General features: G+C 68.5%; 22 protein-coding genes. 11 read left to right on the top strand and 11 right to left on the bottom strand.

Annotated elements, in window-relative coordinates; genetic code table 11:
* The first annotated feature begins 24 nt into the window (after positions 1–24).
* From kdsB to WJ16_RS13095, 3 genes are all read left to right on the top strand, one after another.
* Positions 25–816, top strand: coding sequence for a 3-deoxy-manno-octulosonate cytidylyltransferase (gene kdsB / locus WJ16_RS13085; RefSeq protein WP_069257412.1), 792 nt, complete (start codon positions 25–27; stop codon positions 814–816).
* Between the two features lie 209 nt (positions 817–1,025).
* A complete protein-coding gene (adk, locus tag WJ16_RS13090) occupies positions 1,026–1,688 on the top strand; it encodes an adenylate kinase (protein WP_069257413.1) in 663 nt (220 codons plus the stop codon).
* Between the two features lie 294 nt (positions 1,689–1,982).
* A complete protein-coding gene (locus WJ16_RS13095) occupies positions 1,983–2,741 on the top strand; it encodes an SDR family NAD(P)-dependent oxidoreductase (protein ID WP_069257414.1) in 759 nt (252 codons plus the stop codon).
* 67 nt (positions 2,742–2,808) lie between these two features.
* Here the strand turns inward: WJ16_RS13095 and WJ16_RS13100 are convergent, their stop codons facing one another.
* Together WJ16_RS13100 and murJ are read right to left on the bottom strand one after the other, a co-directional pair.
* Positions 2,809–3,651, bottom strand: a complete 843-nt coding sequence (locus WJ16_RS13100; RefSeq protein ID WP_069258055.1) for a SirB1 family protein — start codon at positions 3,649–3,651, stop codon at positions 2,809–2,811.
* 8 nt (positions 3,652–3,659) lie between these two features.
* A complete protein-coding gene (murJ, locus tag WJ16_RS13105) occupies positions 3,660–5,210 on the bottom strand; it encodes a murein biosynthesis integral membrane protein MurJ (protein ID WP_069257415.1) in 1,551 nt (516 codons plus the stop codon).
* A 304-nt stretch (positions 5,211–5,514) separates the two neighbouring features.
* Here murJ and rpsT point away from each other — a divergent pair, with 304 nt between their 5' ends.
* Positions 5,515–5,787 (top strand): 30S ribosomal protein S20, encoded by a 273-nt coding sequence (rpsT, locus tag WJ16_RS13110; protein WP_006482211.1) that lies wholly within the window; start codon positions 5,515–5,517, stop codon positions 5,785–5,787.
* A 152-nt stretch (positions 5,788–5,939) separates the two neighbouring features.
* On the opposite strand, the gene WJ16_RS13115 is transcribed toward rpsT, so the two are convergent.
* On the bottom strand, positions 5,940–6,260 hold the full coding sequence (locus WJ16_RS13115; RefSeq protein ID WP_069257416.1) for a DUF3579 domain-containing protein: 321 nt from the start codon (positions 6,258–6,260) through the stop codon (positions 5,940–5,942).
* 413 nt (positions 6,261–6,673) lie between these two features.
* On the opposite strand from WJ16_RS13115, the gene argF reads away from it, so the two are divergent.
* Positions 6,674–7,603 (top strand): ornithine carbamoyltransferase, encoded by a 930-nt coding sequence (argF, locus tag WJ16_RS13120; protein WP_069257417.1) that lies wholly within the window; start codon positions 6,674–6,676, stop codon positions 7,601–7,603.
* Positions 7,604–7,696: 93 nt separating this feature from the next.
* On the opposite strand, the gene murB is transcribed toward argF, so the two are convergent.
* Positions 7,697–8,746 (bottom strand): UDP-N-acetylmuramate dehydrogenase, encoded by a 1,050-nt coding sequence (gene murB, locus WJ16_RS13125; RefSeq protein WP_069257418.1) that lies wholly within the window; start codon positions 8,744–8,746, stop codon positions 7,697–7,699.
* Between the two features lie 137 nt (positions 8,747–8,883).
* On the opposite strand from murB, the gene WJ16_RS13130 reads away from it, so the two are divergent.
* Positions 8,884–9,369: a YajQ family cyclic di-GMP-binding protein gene (locus WJ16_RS13130; RefSeq protein WP_011885818.1), complete on the top strand. Its 486-nt coding sequence runs from the start codon at positions 8,884–8,886 to the stop codon at positions 9,367–9,369.
* Positions 9,370–9,448: 79 nt separating this feature from the next.
* Here the strand turns inward: WJ16_RS13130 and plsY are convergent, their stop codons facing one another.
* The gene (gene plsY / locus WJ16_RS13135; RefSeq protein WP_059484351.1) at positions 9,449–10,087 is read right to left on the bottom strand and encodes a glycerol-3-phosphate 1-O-acyltransferase PlsY; all 639 of its coding nucleotides are present in this window, start codon (positions 10,085–10,087) and stop codon (positions 9,449–9,451) included.
* A 108-nt stretch (positions 10,088–10,195) separates the two neighbouring features.
* A complete protein-coding gene (gene ybaK, locus WJ16_RS13140) occupies positions 10,196–10,687 on the bottom strand; it encodes a Cys-tRNA(Pro) deacylase (RefSeq protein WP_069257419.1) in 492 nt (163 codons plus the stop codon).
* A 255-nt stretch (positions 10,688–10,942) separates the two neighbouring features.
* Between ybaK and WJ16_RS13145 the strand changes: the two genes are divergently transcribed.
* Positions 10,943–12,505, top strand: a complete 1,563-nt coding sequence (locus WJ16_RS13145) for a class I adenylate-forming enzyme family protein (RefSeq protein ID WP_069257420.1) — start codon at positions 10,943–10,945, stop codon at positions 12,503–12,505.
* A gap of 80 nt (positions 12,506–12,585) precedes the next feature.
* Here the strand turns inward: WJ16_RS13145 and xerD are convergent, their stop codons facing one another.
* From xerD to queG, 3 genes are all read right to left on the bottom strand, one after another.
* The gene (gene xerD, locus WJ16_RS13150; protein WP_069257421.1) at positions 12,586–13,536 is read right to left on the bottom strand and encodes a site-specific tyrosine recombinase XerD; all 951 of its coding nucleotides are present in this window, start codon (positions 13,534–13,536) and stop codon (positions 12,586–12,588) included.
* Positions 13,536–14,003, bottom strand: a complete 468-nt coding sequence (locus WJ16_RS13155; protein WP_069258056.1) for a methylated-DNA--[protein]-cysteine S-methyltransferase — start codon at positions 14,001–14,003, stop codon at positions 13,536–13,538. Before WJ16_RS13155 ends, xerD begins: the two co-directional genes overlap by 1 nt.
* Before the next feature lie 62 nt (positions 14,004–14,065).
* Positions 14,066–15,301: a tRNA epoxyqueuosine(34) reductase QueG gene (gene queG / locus WJ16_RS13160; protein WP_069257422.1), complete on the bottom strand. Its 1,236-nt coding sequence runs from the start codon at positions 15,299–15,301 to the stop codon at positions 14,066–14,068.
* A gap of 17 nt (positions 15,302–15,318) precedes the next feature.
* Here queG and tsaE point away from each other — a divergent pair, with 17 nt between their 5' ends.
* On the top strand, positions 15,319–15,873 hold the full coding sequence (gene tsaE, locus WJ16_RS13165) for a tRNA (adenosine(37)-N6)-threonylcarbamoyltransferase complex ATPase subunit type 1 TsaE (RefSeq protein WP_069257423.1): 555 nt from the start codon (positions 15,319–15,321) through the stop codon (positions 15,871–15,873).
* The gene (locus WJ16_RS13170) at positions 15,855–17,384 is read left to right on the top strand and encodes an N-acetylmuramoyl-L-alanine amidase (protein WP_069257424.1); all 1,530 of its coding nucleotides are present in this window, start codon (positions 15,855–15,857) and stop codon (positions 17,382–17,384) included. Before tsaE ends, WJ16_RS13170 begins: the two co-directional genes overlap by 19 nt.
* 49 nt (positions 17,385–17,433) lie before the next feature.
* On the opposite strand, the gene WJ16_RS13175 is transcribed toward WJ16_RS13170, so the two are convergent.
* Complete coding sequence (locus WJ16_RS13175) at positions 17,434–18,312, bottom strand: EamA family transporter (RefSeq protein ID WP_174920626.1); 879 nt, start codon at positions 18,310–18,312, stop codon at positions 17,434–17,436.
* Between the two features lie 262 nt (positions 18,313–18,574).
* On the opposite strand from WJ16_RS13175, the gene WJ16_RS13180 reads away from it, so the two are divergent.
* Together WJ16_RS13180 and trxA are read left to right on the top strand one after the other, a co-directional pair.
* Positions 18,575–19,456: a pirin family protein gene (locus tag WJ16_RS13180; RefSeq protein WP_069257425.1), complete on the top strand. Its 882-nt coding sequence runs from the start codon at positions 18,575–18,577 to the stop codon at positions 19,454–19,456.
* Between the two features lie 52 nt (positions 19,457–19,508).
* Positions 19,509–20,357 (top strand): thioredoxin, encoded by an 849-nt coding sequence (trxA, locus tag WJ16_RS13185; protein WP_069257426.1) that lies wholly within the window; start codon positions 19,509–19,511, stop codon positions 20,355–20,357.
* A 113-nt stretch (positions 20,358–20,470) separates the two neighbouring features.
* Here the strand turns inward: trxA and tcdA are convergent, their stop codons facing one another.
* Positions 20,471–21,328, bottom strand: coding sequence for a tRNA cyclic N6-threonylcarbamoyladenosine(37) synthase TcdA (gene tcdA, locus WJ16_RS13190; protein WP_069257427.1), 858 nt, complete (start codon positions 21,326–21,328; stop codon positions 20,471–20,473).
* Between the last annotated feature and the right edge of the window lie 13 nt (positions 21,329–21,341).

Consider the following 21,341-nt stretch of genomic DNA (forward strand, 5'->3'; position numbering starts at 1 on the left):
CGTTCTTCTCACCGCGCCGCCCCGATGACTCACCCGCAACCCTTCATCGCCGTCATTCCCGCCCGGCTCGCGTCGACGCGGCTCCCGAACAAGCCGCTCGCCGATCTCGGCGGCAAGCCGATGGTCGTGCGCGTCGCCGAGCGCGCGCGCGCAGCGGGCGCGCAGCAGGTGCTGGTCGCGTCCGACGCGCAGAGCGTGCTCGATGCGGCGCGCGATCACGGCTTCGAAGCGGTGCTGACGCGCGCCGACCATCCGTCCGGCACCGACCGGCTCGCGGAAGTCGCGGCGACGTTCGGCTGGAGCGACGACACCGTCGTCGTCAACGTGCAGGGTGACGAGCCGCTGATCGACCCCATCCTCGTGCGCGACGTAGCGTCGCACCTCGCCGCGCATCCGGCGTGCGCGATCGCGACGGCCGCCCACCCGATCCACGACGCGGCCGACGTGTTCAACCCGAACGTCGTGAAGGTCGCGCTCGACGCGCAGAGCGTCGCGCTGTACTTCTCGCGCGCGCCGATTCCGTGGAGCCGGGACGCGTACCAGCCGCACTGGCCCGACGTCGCGGCCATGCCTGCGCCGGCTTTGCCGGTCTACCGGCATATCGGCCTCTACGCGTATCGCGCGCGTTTCCTGCGCACCTATCCGACGCTCGCGCAGGCGCCGATCGAACAGGCCGAGCAGCTCGAACAGCTGCGCGCGCTCTGGCACGGCGAGCGCATCGCAGTGCTGATCACCGAGTCCGCGCCGGAAGCCGGCATCGACACGCCGGCCGATCTCGCGCGCGTGCAGGCCCTTTTTCGGCCGGCTTCAAAATAACCCGTGGCATAATCAGGCGATTGTGCGAGCCGCCCGCGACCAGCGCGTCCTCGCTTGACCCCGCCCGCGGCCCTGCCGGCAGCCGCGCGTCGCCCTAGCCGACGCGCCGCATCAGACCGGTCCGCCACGCGCCAGGCAAGCCCCGCGCCCGTCGTCGCCGGCGTTTTTTGCGTCTCGCCAGACGAATCTACATACTTGGAGATATCACCATGCGTTTGATCCTGTTGGGCGCGCCCGGCGCGGGAAAGGGCACCCAGGCAAACTTCATCAAGGAAAAATTCGGCATCCCGCAAATCTCGACGGGCGACATGCTGCGCGCGGCCGTGAAGGCCGGCACGCCGCTCGGCATCGAAGCGAAGCGCTTCATGGATGAGGGCAAGCTCGTGACGGACGACCTGATCATCGGCCTCGTCAAGGAACGCCTGAAGGAATCCGATTGCGCGAACGGCTATCTGTTCGACGGCTTCCCGCGCACGATCGCGCAGGCCGACGCGATGAAGGACGCCGGCGTCGCGATCGACTACGTGCTCGAAATCGACGTGCCGTTCTCGGAAATCATCGAGCGCATGAGCGGCCGCCGCACGCACCCGGCATCGGGCCGCACGTACCACGTGAAGTTCAACCCGCCGAAGGTCGAAGGCCACGACGACGTGACGGGCGAACCGCTGATCCAGCGCGACGACGACAAGGAAGAAACCGTCAAGAAGCGTCTCGAAGTGTATGAATCGCAGACCAAGCCGCTGATCAAGTACTACGGCGACTGGGCGCAGCGCGGCGAGGAAAACGGCCTGAAGGCGCCGCAGTATCGCAAGATCTCGGGCCTCGGCAGCGTCGAGGAAATCCGCGAGCGCGCGTTTGACGCACTGAAGTAAGCAGCGCGTCGCGCTCCCGCAAGCCGCCCTTTCCGGGCGGCTTTTTTTACGTTTGGAGAATGCGCACGGCCGTTCCGATGTCGCCGCCGCGCGACGGTGCCCCGTACAATCGGTCGGGTGCGGGCGCCGCCGCGACCGGTGTGCGGGCATTTCAACCGGTCGCGGCGGCATTGGCCCGGACAGCGGCTTTGCGTGGATGCGCAACCTGCGTTGAAGCGTGAGCGAAAGCCAAGCGCGTCGGCATGGGAGCACCCCGCGCTGACGCGCCAGGAGCGATCGACAAAGGAGACGGACATGGAAATTCGCGGCAACGTGTTTCTGATCACGGGCGGTGCGTCGGGCCTCGGCGCCGGCACCGCGCGGATGCTCGCGCAGGCAGGCGGCACGGTCGTGCTCGCCGACCTGAACGACGCGGCGGGCACGGCGCTCGCGACCGAGCTGGGCGGCCGCTTCGTGCACTGCGACGTGTCGCGCGAGGCCGACGCGCAGGCGGCCGTCGACGCCGCGACGCGCGCGGGCACGCTGCGCGGCCTCGTGAACTGCGCGGGCATCGCGCCCGCCGCGAAGACCGTCGGCAAGGACGGCCCGCATCCGCTCGACGTATTCGCGAAGACGATCAACGTGAACCTCGTCGGCACGTTCAACATGATCCGGCTCGCGGCCGCCGCGATGGCCGCCACCGCGCCGACCGCGGAAGGCGAGCGCGGCGTGATCGTCAGCACCGCGTCGGTCGCCGCGTTCGACGGCCAGATCGGCCAGGCCGCGTACGCGGCGTCGAAGGCCGGCGTCGCGGGAATGACGCTGCCGATCGCGCGCGACCTGTCGCGCAGCGGCATCCGCGTGATGACAATCGCGCCCGGCCTGTTCGAGACGCCGATGCTGCTCGGCATGCCGCAGGACGTGCAGGACGCGCTCGGCGCGATGGTGCCGTTCCCGCCGCGGCTCGGCAAACCGGCCGAATATGCGCAGCTGGTGCGCCAGATCGTCGAGAATCCGATGCTCAACGGCGAAGTGATCCGCCTCGACGGCGCGATCCGGATGCAGCCGAAATAAGCGCAAAAAAACGCCCGCATCGCGGGCGTTTCTACGTTCGGGCTTCCCGTGGCCGAGCGGCGGCGGCTCAGTCCTCGCCGTCGCGCTGCATCCGCTGCCGCAATTCGGACACCTGCGACTCGACGACGGTCGCGTCATCCGCGTCCGGCCGCTCGCCGAGATACTGCTCGAGATCCTCGAGCGCGGGGCGCAGGTAATCGAGCCGCGCATACGCGAAACCGCGGTCGCGGATTTCGTCGAGCTGCTCGGGCAACAGGATCACGAGCCGCTGCTGCACCGCGAGCAGCCGCTGCCAGCGCTCCGTCTGAAGATAGATCGTCTTCAGGTTGCGCAGCATCCGCGCGATGATCTCGCGGCTCGTCGCCGGCTGCAGCAGCGCGCGCAACGCGCTGTCGACCGCGCCGGCCGCACGCGCGACGTACGGCTCGAGCATCTCGACCATCTCCGCCTCGGACAGCGAATGGCCGTTGGCCGGATCGATGATCAGGTCGCCGTCCGGCAGCGTGACGCGCAGCAGGAAATGGCCGGGGAACGATACGCCGCGCGCCGGCACGCCGATCTGCTCGGCAAGCTCCAGATACAGCACCGACAGCGAGATCGGAATCCCGCGGCGCCGTTTCAGCACGGCGTTCAGGTGGCTGTTATCGGGGTCGTAGTAATCGTTGTGATTGCACGCGAAGCCGAGCTCGCGGAAGAAGAAGTCGTTCAGCGCGGCGACGCGGCCTTTCAGGTCCGTATCGTCGGCGAGCCGCCGGCTCAGCCGCGCCGCCAGCATGTCGAGTTCGGCCAGCGTGCCCTGCAGGTCGAGGTCGGGATACGCGTCCTGCGCCAGCGACAGCGCCGCTTCCGTGACGGGCAGACTGTCGTCGTCCGCCACGAGCGTGCTGAAGTAGTCGAGGACGCGGGTCATTGCGGTCGTCACTTGGCGCGCCTTCTGAAGTAAGCGTATTTGAAGCCCATCACCCACAACATACCGAAATATAGTGCAGCGAACAGCACGAGGCACGCGGCCATCAGCGCGATGCGATCGAGCGGCTGCGCGCGCATCCCGGTCCAGTCGAAGCTGATCGACAGCCAGTGCATCAGGCCGGCGAGCACGAGCGTCGCGCCGAACAACTGTACGAAAAAGCGCAGCCAGCCCGGCGACGGCTGGTAGATGCCGCGCTTGCGCAGCCCGAGGAACAGCAGCAGCGAATTCAGGCACGCGCCGACGCCGATGCTCAGCGTCAGGCCCGCATGGCCGATCAGCGGCACGAACACGTAGTTCGAGATCTGCGTGACGATCAGCACGCCAATCGCGATCTTCACCGGTGTCTTGATGTCCTGCTTCGCATAAAAGCCCGGCGCGAGGATCTTGATCAGGATGATGCCGACGAGGCCGATCCCGTAGGTCGCGAGCGCGCGCGCGACCATCGTGACGGTATGCGCGTCGAACTTGCCGTAGTTGAACAGGGTCGCGGTGAGCGGCGTCGCGAAGAAGAACAGCGCAAGCGCACTCGGCGCCGCCAGCAGGAACGTGACGCGCAGCCCCCAGTCGAGCAGCGCCGAATATTCGTGCGAATCGGCATCGACGTGCGCTTTCGACAGGCTCGGCAGCAGGATCGTGCCGAGCGCGACGCCGAGCAGCGCCGTCGGGAATTCCATCAGGCGGTCGGCGTAGTTGATCCAGGACACGGCGCCCTGCCCGAGCCGCGACGCGATGTTGGTGTTGATGATCAGCGACAGTTGCGCGACCGACACCGCGAACGTCGCGGGCACCATCTTCGCGAGCACGCGCTTCACGCCCGGGTGGCGCAGCGCGCGCAGCGGGCTCAGGCCGATCAGCGGCACCATGTCGATCTTCTTCAGGCCCGGCAGCTGCACGAGGAACTGCAGCACGCCGCCGACGATCACCGCCCACGCGAGCGCGAACACCGGCACCTTCAGGTGCGGCGCGACGAACACGGCCGCGGCGATGAACGCGACGTTCAGCAGCACCGGCGCGAACGCGGGCAGCGAGAAGCTCTTGTACGTGTTCAGCACGCCGGACGCGAGCGTCGTCAGCGAAATGAACACGATGTACGGGAACATGATGCGGGTCATCGTGACCGCAAGCGGGAACGCCTGCCCATCGCTGTGCAGGCCGGACGCGACCGCGAACACGACCCACGACGCGCCGGCGATCCCGACGACCGACAGCACGGCAAGCGCCCACGCAAGCACCGTGGACATCGCGTCGACGAGCGCCTTGGTCGCATCGTGCCCCTGCTGGTTCTTGAACTCGGCGAGGATCGGCACGAACGCCTGCGAGAACGCGCCTTCGGCGGACAGGCGGCGCAGCAGGTTCGGAATACGGAAGGCGACGTAGAACGCGTCGGTGTATTGACTGGCGCCGAACGCACGGGCGATCAGCGTCTCGCGGGCCAGACCGGTCACGCGCGACAGCAGCGTGAAGCCGCTGACCGTCAGCAGGGCTCGGAATAGATTCATGGGGCGCTTATTATACGGACGTTGCGTGGCCCGGCCAGCGGCCGATGCCGAAAAGCGCGCCCGCCGCCGACGCCCCGCCTGCCCGGTGTCACTTGAAACTTGTCACTCGATTGATTTTGTTGCTATAATCGCCGGTTTCTGGGCTCGTACATGCACGGCAACTGCCGTTTTCATGTCCCGGCCTCGGTTAAAATCACCGTTTTTTTATGCGCCCCTGGGCAATCGTTCTCAGGGGACGGATCGAAAAGCAGCGCTTGGCCGTCAGGCTCCAAGCTCTGGAAACAGGACAGGATAAGGAACCGTCATGGCTAACTCCGCACAAGCACGCAAGCGCGCCCGCCAGGCCGCGAAGGCAAACTCGCACAACTCGGCGCTGCGCTCGAAATTCCGTACCGCGATCAAGTCGGTTCGCAAGGCTGTTGAAGCCGGCGACCAGGCAAAGGCTGCCGAGCTGTTCAAGGCTGCCGTGAAGACGATCGACACGATCGCCGACAAGAAGATCGTTCACAAGAACAAGGCCGCTCGCAGCAAGAGCCGCCTCGCCGCAGCCGTCAAGGGTCTGCAGGCAGCAGCGTAAATCCGGTGCGCCCGCTCACGCGGGCGTTCCTGTTTCCTGCGATCGCAAAAAAGCCCGCCTAGGCGGGCTTTTTTGTTGCCTGTCGCCCGCGCATCCTGCGGGCCGGCGACCGTTGCCGGGGCGGGCGCGGCACGCGCGCGCCCCGGCCGGCATCACTTCTTCGCGTCGTAGTCGGGCAGTTCGCACGCCTCGGTGACGACGAGGTTGTTGTCCTTCGCGAAATTCAGCACGAAATCGAACGCCATCGGCTCGATGTCGCGCAGCCGGGAATCGAGGATCACGCATTTCAGGTCGCCGAGCATCGTCGGACGCACGTACAGCGAATACTTGAGACGTGCGTTCGGCCCGCTGGCCCCCGGCCCGAAGCAGGCCATCACACCGGCCAGACGTTCCGACCAGTCGCTCGGGCGAAACTTTTTCCCGTCTTTCGTGATGCCCTGGATGAAGAATTCGGTCGGAGGGGTTTCAGCCATGTGGTTACCCAAGTGACGGCCCGGCGATGTCCAGGCAACGGCGCCTGGATACGCGAACACAAAGCGGAAACGGACGGCGGCACGGGCATTCCGATATCCCGAAAACAGGACGTCGGCGCGCGCCGCCGGCGGACTGCACCGGATTTGTGCAGCGCACGGCTTGTGTCCGGCAGAGCGCGAAGCGGCTTGCCTGCCGGGCTGGAGAAAACTTTCGAATTATACCGCAGCGCGCCATTGCGCGTCGCCCCGACGCCCCTTCTCCCGCGCCGTGCGCCGCGCGCGGCGATCGTGCCCCGCTTCGCTCCCCGGCTCGTCAAAGCACAGAAAATCCTTTATGCTGCTTTGAGTTATCCACACCCGACGGCGGCGCCGTCCGGCTTCGCTGCCGGGTGAGACCCGCCGTATTTCGTTTCATGACCGCCAAAACCATTCGTCACTACCTGCAGTTCAAGGATTTCTCGCTGGAAGACTACGAGTACGTGCTCGAACGCACGGGTATCCTGAAGCGCAAGTTCAAGAACTACGAGACCTATCACCCGCTGCACGACCGCACGCTCGCGATGATCTTCGAGAAGAGCTCGACGCGCACGCGCCTGTCGTTCGAGGCCGGGATCTTCCAGCTCGGCGGTCACGCCGTCTTCATGAGCACGCGCGACACGCAGCTCGGCCGCGGCGAACCCGTCGAGGATTCCGCGCAGGTCATCTCGCGCATGGTCGACATCATCATGATCCGCACGTTCGAGCAGGAGGTCATCACGCGTTTCGCGGAGAACTCCCGCGTGCCGGTGATCAACGGGCTGACGAACGAATACCACCCGTGCCAGGTGCTCGCCGACATCTTCACGTACTACGAGCACCGCGGCCCGATCGCCGGCAAGACGGTTGCGTGGGTCGGCGATGCGAACAACATGCTGTACACGTGGATCGAAGCCGCGCAGATCCTCGGCTTCAAGTTGCGCCTGTCCACGCCGCCCGGCTACGCGCTCGACATGAAGCTCGTATCGCCCGGCAGCGCGCCGTTCTACGAGGTGTTCGACGATCCGAACGAAGCATGCAAGGGCGCCGATCTCGTCACCACCGACGTGTGGACCAGCATGGGCTTCGAGGCCGAGAACGAGGCGCGCAAGCAGGCGTTCGCCGACTGGTGCGTCGACGAGGAAATGATGGGCCACGCGAACCCCGACGCCCTTTTCATGCACTGCCTGCCCGCGCACCGCGGCGAGGAAGTGACGGCCGGCGTGATCGACGGCCCGCAGAGCGTCGTGTGGGACGAAGCGGAAAACCGCCTGCACGTGCAGAAGGCGCTGATGGAGTTCCTGCTGCTCGGCCGCCTCAAGCACTGACGCGCCGGAACGCATCCGCATAAAAAAGCGCCGATCGTCGTCGATCGGCGCTTTCCGTTTGGGCGCGCGGAAAGCGACGCGAAGGCGCCCGCGTTACAGGCAGACCGGTTCGGGCTCGAGCTCGACGCCGAATTTCGCGAACACGTCGTGCTGGATCGCCCGCGCCAGCGCCAGCACGTCGGCGCCCGTCGCGCCGCCGCGATTGACGAGCACGAGCGCCTGGCGGTCGTGCACGGCCGCCGCGCCCAGCGCGCGCCCCTTCCAGCCGCAGCGGTCGATCAGCCAGCCGGCCGCGAGCTTGACCTGCCCGTCCGGCTGCGGATACGACACGACCTCGGGCGCGCGGGCGCGCAGCGCATCGAACTGCGCGGCATCGATCACCGGATTCTTGAAGAAACTGCCCGCGTTGCCGAGCACGAGCGGGTCGGGCAGCTTCGCGCGGCGGATCGCGACGACCGCGTCGAACACGTCGCGCGGCGCGGCCGCGTCGGGCGCGATGCCGCGCGCGTCGAGCTCGCGCGTGACGTCCGCGTAGCCGAGCCGCGGCGTCCATTGCTTCGGTAGCCGGAACGTCACCGCCACGATCGCGAACCGGCCGCGCCCTTCCCGTTTGAAGAAGCTGTCGCGGTAGCCGAACGCGCAGCGCGCGGCGTCGAAGCGCTCGCTGCGCCCCGTCGCCAGTTCCACCGCGACCAGCGAGTCGAAATACGCCTTCATCTCGAGGCCGTATGCGCCGATGTTCTGGATCGGCGCGGCGCCGACCGTGCCCGGGATCAGCGCGAGGTTCTCGAGGCCCGCCATCCCGTGCTCGAGCGTCCATGCGACGAATGCGTGCCAGTTCTCGCCGCCGCCAGCCTCGACGTACCACGCATCGTCGTCTTCGCGCACGACGCGGCGGCCCGCGATCTCGTCGAGCAGCACGATGCCGTCGAAATCGCGCGTGAACACGACGTTGCTGCCGCCGCCGAGCACGAGCGACGGCAGGTTCGCGACGCGCGGATCGCGGTGGAGCGCCTCGAACTGCGACGCATGCGTGATGCGCGCGGCCAAGCGCGCGGTCGCGGCGATGCCGAACGTGTTGTGCGCGGCGAGCGGATGGTCGGGGAGCAGCGACAGGGCGGAATCGTCAGGGGGCATCGGCATTCGCGGTCACGTCCACCCGGGCGGCGCATGGCCGGCCTTGGGCAAACGGAGGGGCATCGGTAAAATGGCAAACAGTCCGCAATTATAGCGAGTGCCCGCGCGCGAGCCGGGTGCCCGCATCTCAAGGGAGGAATGCCATGCCATCGTTCGACGTCGTTTCCGAAGCGAACATGATCGAAGTGAAGAATGCCATCGAGCAGTCGAACAAGGAAATTTCGACGCGCTTCGACTTCAAGGGCTCCGACGCGCGCGTCGAGCAGAAGGAGCGCGAGCTGACGCTGTTCGCCGACGACGATTTCAAGCTCGGCCAGGTCAAGGACGTGCTGATCGGCAAGCTGGCCAAGCGCAACGTCGACGTGCGCTTCCTCGACTACGGCAAGGTCGAGAAGATCGGCGGCGACAAGGTCAAGCAGATCGTCACCGTGAAGAAAGGCGTGACGGGCGACCTCGCGAAGAAGATCGTGCGGCTCGTGAAGGACAGCAAGATCAAGGTGCAGGCAAGCATCCAGGGCGACGCGGTGCGCGTGGCCGGCACGAAGCGCGACGACCTGCAGAGCGTGATCGCGATGCTGCGCAAGGACGTGACCGACACGCCGCTCGACTTCAACAACTTCCGCGACTGATCGCCGCACGATCCGTCACGTCATGCCGCCGGGCCCCGCACATGCGGCGCGCCCGGTACGCGGCAAGCGCCGCGCTTTCTCAGGCTTTCCCGCCGTCCTGCGCGCCGCCGTCAGCGGCCGCCTTCTTCTTGTCGCCGATCCGGCTTTCCTGCCCCGCCAGCAGCTTCGAAATGTTGCCGCGGTGACGCCACACGAGCAGCACGCTCATCGCGAGCACGGCCCACGCGACCGGGTTGTGGCCCGTGCCGAACAGGAACACGTCGAACACCGGCGCGAACACGGCTGCCACCAGCGCCGCGAGCGACGAATAGCGGAAGAAGAACGCGACGATCAGCCAGGTCAGTGCGGTCGCGAGCCCGAGCACCGGATGCACGGCGAGCAGCACGCCGGCCGCGGTCGCGACGCCCTTGCCGCCCTGGAAGCGGAAGAACACCGGATACAGGTGGCCGAGGAACACGGCGATCGCGACCCACGCGACCGCGACGTCGGGCAGCCCGAAGTGCCGGGCAAGCCAGACGGCGATCCAGCCCTTGAACGCGTCGCCGACGAGCGTGAGGATCGCGGCCTTCTTGTTGCCGCTGCGCAGCACGTTGGTCGCGCCGGGATTCTTCGACCCGTACGAACGCGGGTCGGCCAGGCCCATCGCACCGCTGACGACGACGGCGAACGACACCGAACCGATCAGATAGGCAACGAGGGCGGCGAGCAGGATCTGCATGCGGAGGACTCTTCTTTCAACGTATCGGTAAAGGGACGGCTGCGCGCGGCACGCCGAAACGGCGCCCATTCTACCGAACGCGCGCGGCCTGCCACGAAGGTGAAACCCTCAGTCGACGCTCGCGCACTGTACGGCCTGTGCGCCGAGCAGCGACGTGAGCACCGCCGGCGCGAGGCTGACGAGGTAGCCGCGACGGCCGCCGTTCAGGTAGATCGTCGGCAGTTCGAGGATCGTCGCCTCGACGTAGACGGGCATCGTCTTGCGCGTGCCGAACGGCGACGTGCCGCCGACGAGATAGCCCGAATGGCGGTTCGCGACCTCGGGCTTGCACGGCTCGACGCGCTTCGCGCCGATCTGCCGCGCGAGGTTCTTCGTCGATACGGTGCGATCGCCGTGCATCAGCACGATCAGCGGCTTCGCGTGCTCGTCTTCCATCACGAGCGTCTTCACGACGCTGTGCTCGTCGACGCCGAGCTGGCGCGCCGACTCGCCGGTGCCGCCGTGCTCGACGTAATCGTACGGGTGCTCGCCGAACGCGACACCGTGGCGGCGCAGCAGCTGGGTCGCGGGGGTTTCGGACACATGCCTGGATTTGCTCATGGCGGCATTTTAAGGGCGAACGACCGGCAAGCGGGCGACGACGCGCGCGCCTGCGCCGGCGGTATACTCGCGGCCCGTTTTCCGCGGGGCGGCCCTCCGCCGGGCGCCCTGCTGCGTCGCCGCAACGATGCCGTCCATCATCATTGCGGACATCGCGAAGCGCTATTGCCCGAATGGCCGATTGTGGGCCACGCGCCGTCATGGCACGATCGTTCGCCAATCTCGTCAGCCGCCCGCCCCTTTTCTGGAGACGCCATGTCCTCGTCCGTCCGTTCCTCCGAGCCGCTCGACGTCGGTGCGCTGCTCGCCGCGCTGCCGCAGCGCATCGCCGACGTGCCCGCGCGCCGGGCCGCGCAGGCGCCCGCGCATCCGGCGCTGATCGAGGACGCGCGCCGCCTGTCGTACGGCGAGCTGGCGCAGGCCGTCAATGCGGCGGCCGTGACGCTCGCGAGCCTCGGCGTGCAAGGCGGCGACCGCGTGATGATCGTCGCCGAAAATTGCGTCGCGCAGATCGTGCTGCTGTTCGCGGCGGCCCGCGTCGACGCGTGGGCGCTCGTGTCGAACGCGCGGCTGTCGGCCGGCGAGCTCGACGCGATCGCCGCGCACGCGCGTCCGAAGCTGATCGCGTTCACCACGGATGCGTCGCCCGACGCGCGCGCGCACGCCGCGCGGCTCGGCGCCACGCCCGCCGGCGCGCTGCCGGTCGACATCGGCGCATGGTCGTATCGCGTCGACGCGAGCGCCCCCGCCGAACCGGTCGCCGCCGACGGCGCCGAACAATGCGCGGCGCTGATCTACACGACCGGCACCACCGGCACGCCGAAAGGCGTGATGCTGTCGCACCGCAACCTGCTGTTCATCGCGGCGACGTCGAGCACGCTGCGCCGCGTGTCGCCCGACGACGTCGTCTACACGGTGCTGCCCGTGTCGCACGTGTACGGGCTCGCGTCGGTTTGCCTCGGCAGCCTCTACGCGGGCGCGACGCTGCGGCTCGCGCCGCGTTTCTCGCCGGAAGCCGTGCGCGTCGCGCTCGCCGACGAAGGCGTGACGATCTTCCAGGGCGTGCCCGCGATGCACGCGAAGCTGCTCGAACACCTGCATACGCAGGGCCATGCATGGCGCGCCCCGCGCCTGCGCTTCGCGTATTCGGGCGGCTCGCCGCTCGACGCGAACCTGAAGGCGCGCGTCGAGCGCCTGTACGGCGTGCCGCTGCACAACGGTTACGGGATGACCGAAAGCAGCCCGACGATCACGCAGACGCCGCTCGACGCGCCGCGCACCGACAGCTCGGTCGGCGTGCCGATTCCCGGTGTGGAGATGCGGATCGTCGCGCCGGACGGCACCGACGTGCCGCCGGGCGAAGTCGGCGAGATCCGCGTGCGCGGCCCGAACGTGATGCTCGGCTACTACCGCAACGCGGACGCCACGCACGCGGCCGTGTCGCCGGACGGCTGGCTGAGCACCGGCGATCTCGCGCGGCAGGACGCGGACGGCGCCGTGACGATCGCGGGCCGCAGCAAGGAGCTGATCATCCGGTCGGGCTTCAACGTCTATCCGGTCGAAGTCGAACAGGTGCTGAACGCGCATCCGGACGTCGTGCAGTCGGCCGTCATCGGCCGCGCGGTCGAAGGCAACGAGGAAGTGCTCGCGTTCGTCGAGCGGGTGCCCGGCGCGAGCGCCGACGAAGCGGCCTTGCATGCGTGGTGCGCGCAACGGCTCGCGCCTTACAAACGCCCCGCGCACATCCGCGTGCTCGACGCGCTGCCCGCCGCGTCGACGGGCAAGGTGCTGAAGCACAAGCTGCGCGAGCTGGTCTGACGTCGGCCGGCCGCATGCGTCGGGCATGGCGCACGCATTGAAGCAGGTGCCGTGCCGCGCGAATGCATGCGCGCCGTGCGCTAACCGCGCGGATGGTGCTGCGCGTGCAGCGTCTTCAACCGCTCGCGCGCGACGTGCGTATAGATCTGCGTGGTCGAAATGTCGCTGTGGCCGAGCAGCAGCTGCACGACGCGCAGGTCGGCGCCGTGGTTCAGCAGGTGCGTCGCGAACGCGTGCCGCAGCGTATGCGGCGACAGGTGTGCGCGCACGTCCGCGTGCTGCGCATGGCGCTTGATGATGTTCCAGAACTGCTGGCGCGTCATCCCGTCGCCGCGCGCGGTCACGAACAGCGCGTCGGCCGCGCGCGCGCCGAGCAGCGCGGGCCGCGCATCGCGCAGGTAGCGTTCGATCCAGCCGTGCGCGACTTCGCCGAACGGCACGAGCCGCTCCTTCGAGCCCTTGCCCATCACGCGCACGACGCCTTCATTCAGGCCGACTTCAACCGTCTTCAGCGTCACGAGCTCGCTCACGCGCAGCCCGCTCGCGTACATCAGCTCGAGCATCGTGCGATCGCGCAGGCCGAGCGGCGTGCCGATGTCGGGCGCGCCGAGCAGCGCCTCGACCTGTGCCTCCGACAGCGTCGACGGAAACCGGGCGGCCTGTTTCGCGGACGTGATGCGCAGCGTCGGATCGGCGCTCGCGCGATGCTCGCGCACGGCCCAGCCGTAATAGCGCCGGAACACGGACAGCCGCCGGTTCGACGACGTCGCCTTGCCGTCGCTGCGCGCGGCGATGTAGCCCGTCACCATCGCCTCGTCGGCCGAGTCGAGCGACGCCTCGTGCGTCGCCGCCAGCCACTGCGAAAACAGCACCAGATCGCGCCGGTACGCGTCGAGCGTGTTGCGTGCGAGCCCGTGCTCGAGCCACAGCGCATCGCAAAACACGTCGATCGATGCGCGGCTCGCAAGCAGCGCGGGGGACGCCACTGCGGCATCGCCGCAGGCGTCAGCGGAAATCATCGATTCACTCATCAGTACGGCACGCCTTCGTGCGCCAGCAGCCAGCGCTTCACTTTCTGGTAATACCCGTTGTCGTCGTGGTTCGCGAAGCCGCCGAGGCCGCCCGCCGCGACGACGCGATGGCACGGGATCACGAGCGGGAAGTAGTTCGCACCGCACGCCTGGCCGACCGCGCGCGGCGCGCTGCCGATCCGCTTCGCGACCTGCCCGTAGGTCAGCACCGTGCCGGGCGGAATATCGCTGATCACGTCCCACACGCGATGCTGGAACGCGCTGCCGACGTCGGCGAGCGGCAGGTCGAAGCGCGCCGACGCACGCGCGAAATAACGTTCGATCTGCTCGACCGCGCGCTTCGCGAGCGGCGAGTCCGGATCGACCGACCTGATCGACTCGGGCAGATAGACGATCTCGCGCACCACCGCGGCATCGGTCCGGATGCCGACCTTGCCGAACGGTGCGTCGATGACTGCATTGAACATGGCCCTCTCCTGACCGATGGATGCGCGCGGCACCGCCGCGCCGACGACACTGTACGCCGCCTTCATGCGGCACGCAGCGCCCATTCGACATGCTCGCGCACGACCGGCGACGGATCGTCGGCCCGCGCGCGCAACGCGGCGACGATCGCGTCGCGCGCCTGCGGCGCGAGCCGGTCGGGCCCCGCGCGCAGCGCATTGCCGAGCCCGACCGCGAGATTGCGCAGCCAGCTTTCGTAGCCGATGCGGCGGATCGCACTGCCCTGCATCCGCGTATCGAATGCGTGCGCATCCCACGCGAACAGCTCGACGAGCGTCGCGCGATCGAGGCCGTGGCGCACGTCGAAATCGGCGACGGGCGCGGCCTGCGCGAACTTGTTCCACGGGCACACGAGCTGGCAGTCGTCGCAGCCGTACACGCGATTGCCGATCATCGGCCGCAGCGGCTCGGGGATGCTGCCTTTCAGTTCGATCGTCAGGTACGAGATGCAGCGGCGCGCGTCGACGCGGTACGGTTCGACGATCGCGCCGGTCGGGCATGCGTCGATGCAGCGCGTGCAGCTGCCGCAGTGCGCGCCGGGCGTCTCGGGCGCGGTGTCGGGCGACGTGTGCGCATCGGTCGGCAGCGGCACGTCGACGTAGATCTCGCCGAGGAAGAACAGCGAACCCGCGTCGCGCTGCAGCAGCAGCGTGTGCTTGCCGCGCCAGCCGACGCCGGCCTTTTGCGCGAGCTCGACCTCGAGCACCGGCGCCGAATCGGTGAACACGCGATAGCCGAACGCGCCGATCTCCTGCTCGATGCGCTCGGCGAGCGTCTGCAGCCGGTTGCGCAGCACCTTGTGATAGTCGCGGCCGCGTGCGTAGATCGACACGACGGCCGCCTGCGGATCGTCGAGCCGGGCCCGTTCGCGCGCGCGCCAGTCGTGCGGCGCGAGCGCACCGGGCGCGCCGTCGCGCGCGTCGGCAGCGAGCGTTTCGGCCGGCAGATAGGCGAGCCGCGCTGAGATCACGCGTCGCGTACCGGCCACAAGTTCGGCCGGCCGCGCGCGTTTCATCCCATGTTTGGCCATATAATCCATTTCGCCGTGGTATCCGGCTTCCAGCCAGGCGGCGAGGCCTGCTTCGGCATCCGAGAGATCGGTATCGCTGATGCCGATCGCCCCGAAACCCAATTCATGCCCCCACGCCCTGATGCGTGCGGCGAGCGCAGTCAACGCCGCATCGTCGAGCGCACACGGTGCCGCGCCTTCGGCACGAGTCGAAGGCCTGTCGGATGCGGCGAGTTCCGGTAATCGGTTCATCGCACTATTTTACGAGAATGCCAGCCACGTCCAGCCAACCGCCTCACGCCGCCACGTTGCCCGCCCCGCTCGAGCAGCGCGTGATCGCGCTCGCGGACGAAGCGGCGACCGAGGCCTTCGGCACCCGCTTCGCGCACGCGCTCGACGAGGCGCGCATCGCGCTCACCCGCGCGCATGCGTTCGACGGGCTGCAGATCCAGCTGGTCGGCGATCTCGGCGCGGGCAAGACGTCCGTCGTCCGGGCGATCCTGCGCGGCCTCGGCCACACGGGGCGCGTGCGCAGTCCGACCTACACGCTCGTCGAGCCGTACGCGCTCGAGCGCGACGATGGGGAACTCGAGGTCTATCACTTCGATCTGTATCGTTTCAACGATCCGGCCGAATGGTCCGACGCAGGCTTTCGCGAATATTTCAATTCCAGCGCGATCTGTCTCGTCGAATGGCCGCAACAGGCGGGCATGCTGCTCGGCGTACCCGATCTGGTTTTCTCGCTCGACGTGGATGGCGACGGCCGCGCCCTCACCGTCCGGGCGTACAGCGCTTCAGGAAAGGCATGTCTCGAAAGATGTTGATCAAACCGTTCCGCTCGATCGAATCGGCGGCCACCGCGACGCACAACTGGCGGCGCCGCCAGATCCTGTGCGCGGGCGCGTCGACGCTGGTGCTCGGCCTCGTCGCGCCGCGGCTCGCGCACGCATCGTCGGTGCTCGGCGTGCGCGTGTGGCCCGCCCGCGATTACACGCGCGTCACGATCGAATCCGACCAGCCGCTGCAGAATAGCCAACAGCTGCTGCAGGGTCCCGACCGTCTCGTCGTCGACCTGAGCGGCCTCGATCTCGACCAGGCGCTGCGCGACCTCGTGTCGAAGATCGCGCCGAACGATCCGCAGATCCAGTCGGTGCGCGTCGGCCAGTATCAGCCGCACGTCGTGCGGATGGTGTTCGACCTGAAAGGCTCGGTGAAGCCGCAGGTGTTCACGCTGCCGCCGGTCGGCACCTACAAGTACCGGCTCGTGTTCGACCTGTATCCGGCCGTCGCGCCCGATCCGCTGTCCGACCTGATCGCGCAGACGGAGCGCAAGGAGCAGGCGCTCAACGACAGCGCGCGCGCGCAGCAGATGCAGCCGCCGTCGACGCTGGCCGGCCCCGGCACGCCGCCGCCCGCCGCGAACGACAACAGCGACGCGTTCTTCCAGCGCTTCGCGCAGAACACCCCGGCCACGCCGCACACGCCGCCGTCCGGCGGCACGCCGTCGACGCCCGCGAAGCCGGCCGTCAAGCCGCCGCCCGTCATCGCGCGCCGCGACGACAGCGACGACGACGAAGGCGACACCTACAAGTTCACCGCCCCGAAATCCGGCAAGGGCGGCACGGTCCGCCTGCTGACGGTGGCGATCGATCCGGGCCACGGCGGCGAGGACCCGGGCGCGATCGGCGGCGGCGGCACCTACGAGAAGCACATCGCGCTCGACATCGCGAAGAAGCTGCGCGCGAAGATCGATGGCGCGCCGAACATGCGCGCGATGATGACGCGCGACGCCGACTTCTTCGTGCCGCTGAACGTGCGCGTGCAGAAGGCGCGCCGCGTGGGCGCCGACCTGTTCGTGTCGATCCACGCCGACGCGTTCACGACGCCGTCCGCACGCGGCTCGTCGGTGTTCGCGCTGTCCGATCACGGCGCGTCGAGCGCCGCCGCGCGCTGGCTCGCGAACAAGGAGAATTCGTCGGACCTGATCGGCGGCATCAACATCAAGACGCAGGACGCGGCCGTGAGCCGCGCGCTGTTCGACATGTCGACGACCGCGCAGATCCGCGATTCGCTGCGCTACGGCAACTACGTGCTGAAGGAAGTGGGCGGCATCAACAAGCTGCACAAGGGCTCGGTCGAGCAGGCCGGGTTCGCGGTGCTGAAGGCGCCGGACATTCCGTCGATCCTCGTCGAGACGGCCTTCATCAGCAACCCGGACGAAGAAAGACGGCTGAACGACGACAGCTATCGCGACCAGATGGCCGACGCGATCTTCCGCGGCATCAAGCGCTATTTCGCCGCGAATCCGCCGCTCGCGAAGAACCGGATGGCCTGACGGCCGTACCCGGGCGCCCCGCCGCCGGCACGCAGCGCGTGCCGGCGCGTCACGATGCCGCGAAGCGGCTCAGCAGTTTCCCGCCGAACACGTTCACCGCGAGCCCGCCCATCACGAGCGCGGTGCCGATCAATTGCAGGTGCGTCAGGTGCTCGTCGAGCAGCAACGCCGACGATGCGAGGCCGACGATCGGCACCAGCAGCGAGAACTGAGCGACCTGCGCGGCCGGATAGCGCGACAGCAGGCGGCTCCACAGCCCGTAGCCGACGAGCGTCGCGACGAACGCGAGATAGACGACCGCGAAGATCGACGCGCCGTTCAATCCCGCGAGCGCGGTCGCGATCCGCTGCGGCCCCTCGAACCACAACGACAGCAGGAAGAACGGCACCGGCGGCACGAGGCTCGCCCACACGACGAGCGACACGAGGTTCGCCTTGCCGACCTTCTTCGTGACGATGTTGCCGAACGCCCACATCGCGGCCGAGCAGATCGTCAGCAGGAAGCCCGCGAGCGTCATCGCGCGGCCGCCCTGCGCGGCGATCACGACGAGCCCGCCCGCGGCGATCGCGAGCCCGAGCAGGTTCTGTACGCGCAGCCGCTCGCCGAGGAACAGCATCGCGAACACGAGCGTGAAGAACGCCTGCGACTGCAGCACGAGCGACGCGAGACCGGCCGGCATCCCGACGTACATGCCGGTGAACAGGAACGCGAACTGGCCGAGCTGGATCGTCGCGCCGTACAGCACCAGCAGGCGCCACGGAATCTGCGGCCGGCGCACGAAGAACACCGCGGGCACGGCGGCAACCGTGAAGCGCAGCGCACCGAGCAGCATCGGCGGCATGCCGTGCAGGCCGACCTTGATCACGACGAAGTTCACGCCCCACGCCAGGATCACGACCAGCGCCAGCAGCAAGTCCTTCGGGGCCATCATCGGCGTCTCCTCGATTGTCGAATCGTTGTGCAAGATGCGCTCGCGCGCTGTCGCGTCGCGCCGGGCTCCCCGAGGCGGCCCTCCCCGACGGTGCGGCCTTCGGCTTCGGGACGCAAAACCCGCGCCAGCCCGGCGGCGTCCAGCGAAGCCCGTCAGTCTACCGGGTTTCGGCACCCGGCCCGATACCCGCGCGGCGCGCATGGAATCGGCGGCCGGCCAGTACAATGACCGGCATCCCCCGCCGCCTACAGGTTCCGCCATGACCGATTCGATCAAAGCCCTGCTGAAGCCGCACGTACGCGACATCGGCAACCTGCAGGTGCGCCGCACGCTGCCGGCGCTCGCCGCCCGCCTCGTCGGCCCGTTCATCTTCTTCGATCACATGGGGCCCGCCACGCTGCCGCCCGGCACGGGGCTCGACGTGCGCCCGCATCCGCATATCGGCCTCGCCACGGTCACCTACCTGTTCGACGGCGCGATCCTGCACCGCGACAGCCTCGGCTCGCGGCAGGAGATCGTGCCGGGCGACGTGAACTGGATGACGGCCGGCCGCGGGATCGTCCATTCCGAACGCACGCCCGACGCGCAGCGCGAGAACGGCCACACCGTGCACGGCATCCAGACCTGGGTCGCGCTGCCGCGCGCGCACGAGACGACCGAGCCGTCGTTCGAGCACCATGCGGCCGATACGCTGCCCAAGCGCACGGACGACGGCGTGTCGCTGACGGTGATCGCCGGCGATGCGTTCGGGCTGCGCTCGCCGGTCACGACGTTCTCGCGCACGCTGTACGTCGCGGCCGAATTCGCGGCCGGCGGCCGTCTCGAACTCGACGCGTCGCACGAGGAACGCGCGGTCTACGTGGTCGACGGCGCGCTCGCGATCGACGGCACGCCGGTGCCGGCCGAACAGATGGCCGTGCTCGCGCCCGGCGCGGCCGTCACGCTGACGAGCGGCAGCGGCGCGCGCGCGATGCTGCTCGGCGGCGACAGGATCGACGGCGAGCGCTTCATCGAGTGGAATTTCGTCGCCAGCAGCCGCGACGCGATCGAGCGCGCGAAGGCAGCATGGACGCGCCAGGAAATGGGCAAGGTACCGGGCGAGACCGAGTGGATTCCGCTGCCGGAATCGAAGCCGCGTTGAAAAAGAGGCGCGCCGCCCCCATCCTGACGACATTCGAACCGAAGAGAACGACATGGACACCACGCTTGCCACATTCGAGAAAGACGTGATCGAGGCGTCGCTGGACGCTCCCGTGCTGGTCGACTTCTGGGCGCCGTGGTGCGGCCCCTGCAAGACGCTCGGCCCGCTGCTGGAAAAGCTCGAAGCCGACTACGCAGGCCGCTGGAAGCTCGTGAAGGTCAACGTCGACGAGAACCAGGAACTCGCCGCGCATTTCCAGACGCGCAGCATCCCGCACGTGATCGCGTTCGCCGACGGGCGCCCCGTCGACCAGTTCGTCGGCGTGCTGCCCGAAGGTCAGTTGCGCGCGTTCCTCGACCGGCTGCTGCCGGCGCCCGAGGAAGCCGAGCGGCGTGCCGCGCAAGTCGCGATGGCCGAGCAGCGCTTCGACGACGCGCTCACGCATCTCGAGGCGGCACTCGCGCTGAACCCCGGCTTCGACGACGCCCGCCTCGACCTGATCGAACTGCTGCTCGCGAGCAACCAGGTCGACGCCGCACGCGCGGAGACCGAGCGCCTGTCGCCGCAAACCGTGCAGAGCGGCGACCCGCGCTACCAGGCGATCAAGACCCGTTTCGACGCACTCGAAGCCACGGCCGACCTGCCGCCGACCGATGCGCTCGAAGCACGCATCGCGGCCAACCCGGCCGATCTCGACGCGCGTTTCGATCTGGCGCAGAGCCTGATCGCGCGGCGTGCATATGAAGGGGCGCTGGAGCAGTTGCTGGAAATCGTCACGCGCGATCGCGCGTACGGCGACGATCTCGGCCGTCGCACGATGCTCTCGGTGTTCGAGCTGGCCGGCGATCGACCGGACCTCGTCGCCGGATGGCGACGCAAGCTGAGCATGGCGCTCAACTGAACTGACGCGGGGCCGGCCGGGCCGCAATGGCCCGGCTGCGGGATCGCCCGGCATGCGATACGGCGGCGCGCGTCACGCGCCGCGGCATCGGGCAACGCTCGTGCGTACCGCGCTCAGCCCGCGGCCTGCGCGGCGATCGCGCGCAGCGCATGGGCGGCGGCCGCGAAGCCGAAGCTCGCGGTCACGCACACGCTCGAACCGAAGCCCGCGCAGTTGAGCCCGGCGACGTGCGCGGCCGCGGACGGCTCGGCGCCGTCCTCGATATCGCACGCGGCGGCTTCCGGATAGATCAACGGCTCGTCCGAATACACGGCGCTGACCTTGAAACGCGCCTTCGGCCCGCGTGGAAAACCGTGCTGCTTGCGCAGCTGCGCGCGCACCTTCGACAGCAGCGGGTCCTGGATCGTCAGCGCGAGATCGTCGATGCGGATGCGCGTCGGGTCGAGCTGGCCGCCCGCGCCGCCGACCACGACGAGCGGCTGGCGCTTCGCGACGCACCACGCGATCAGCGCGACCTTCGTGCGCACGCTGTCGATCGCATCGATCACGTAGTCGAAACCGCCGCCGAGCAGCGCGTCGAAGTTGTCGGGCTCGACGAAATCCTCGACCCGGTTCACGCGGCATGCGGGATCGATCAGCGCGATCCGCTCGGCCATCGCATCGACCTTCGGCTTGCCGAAATTGCCGTCGAGCGCGTGGATCTGCCGGTTCGTATTGCTTTCCGCAACGTTGTCGAGATCGATCAGCGTCAGCGTGCCGACTGCGTTGCGCGCGAGCGCCTCGGCCACCCACGACCCGACGCCGCCGATCCCGATCACCGCAATGTGCGCGCGCTCGAACGCGGCGGCGGCCGGCGCGCCGTACAGCCGCGCGACGCCGCCGAAACGCCGCGCGCGATCCACGTCAAGCCGGATTTCCGGGGTCGGGGTAAGATCAGAGGAACTGAGCGGGGCGGTGTCGGCAGCGGCCATGGCAGCAAGGAAA

Origin of the sequence: Burkholderia metallica, from assembly GCF_001718555.1 — a bacterium.
GTDB classification, from domain to species: domain Bacteria; phylum Pseudomonadota; class Gammaproteobacteria; order Burkholderiales; family Burkholderiaceae; genus Burkholderia; species Burkholderia metallica.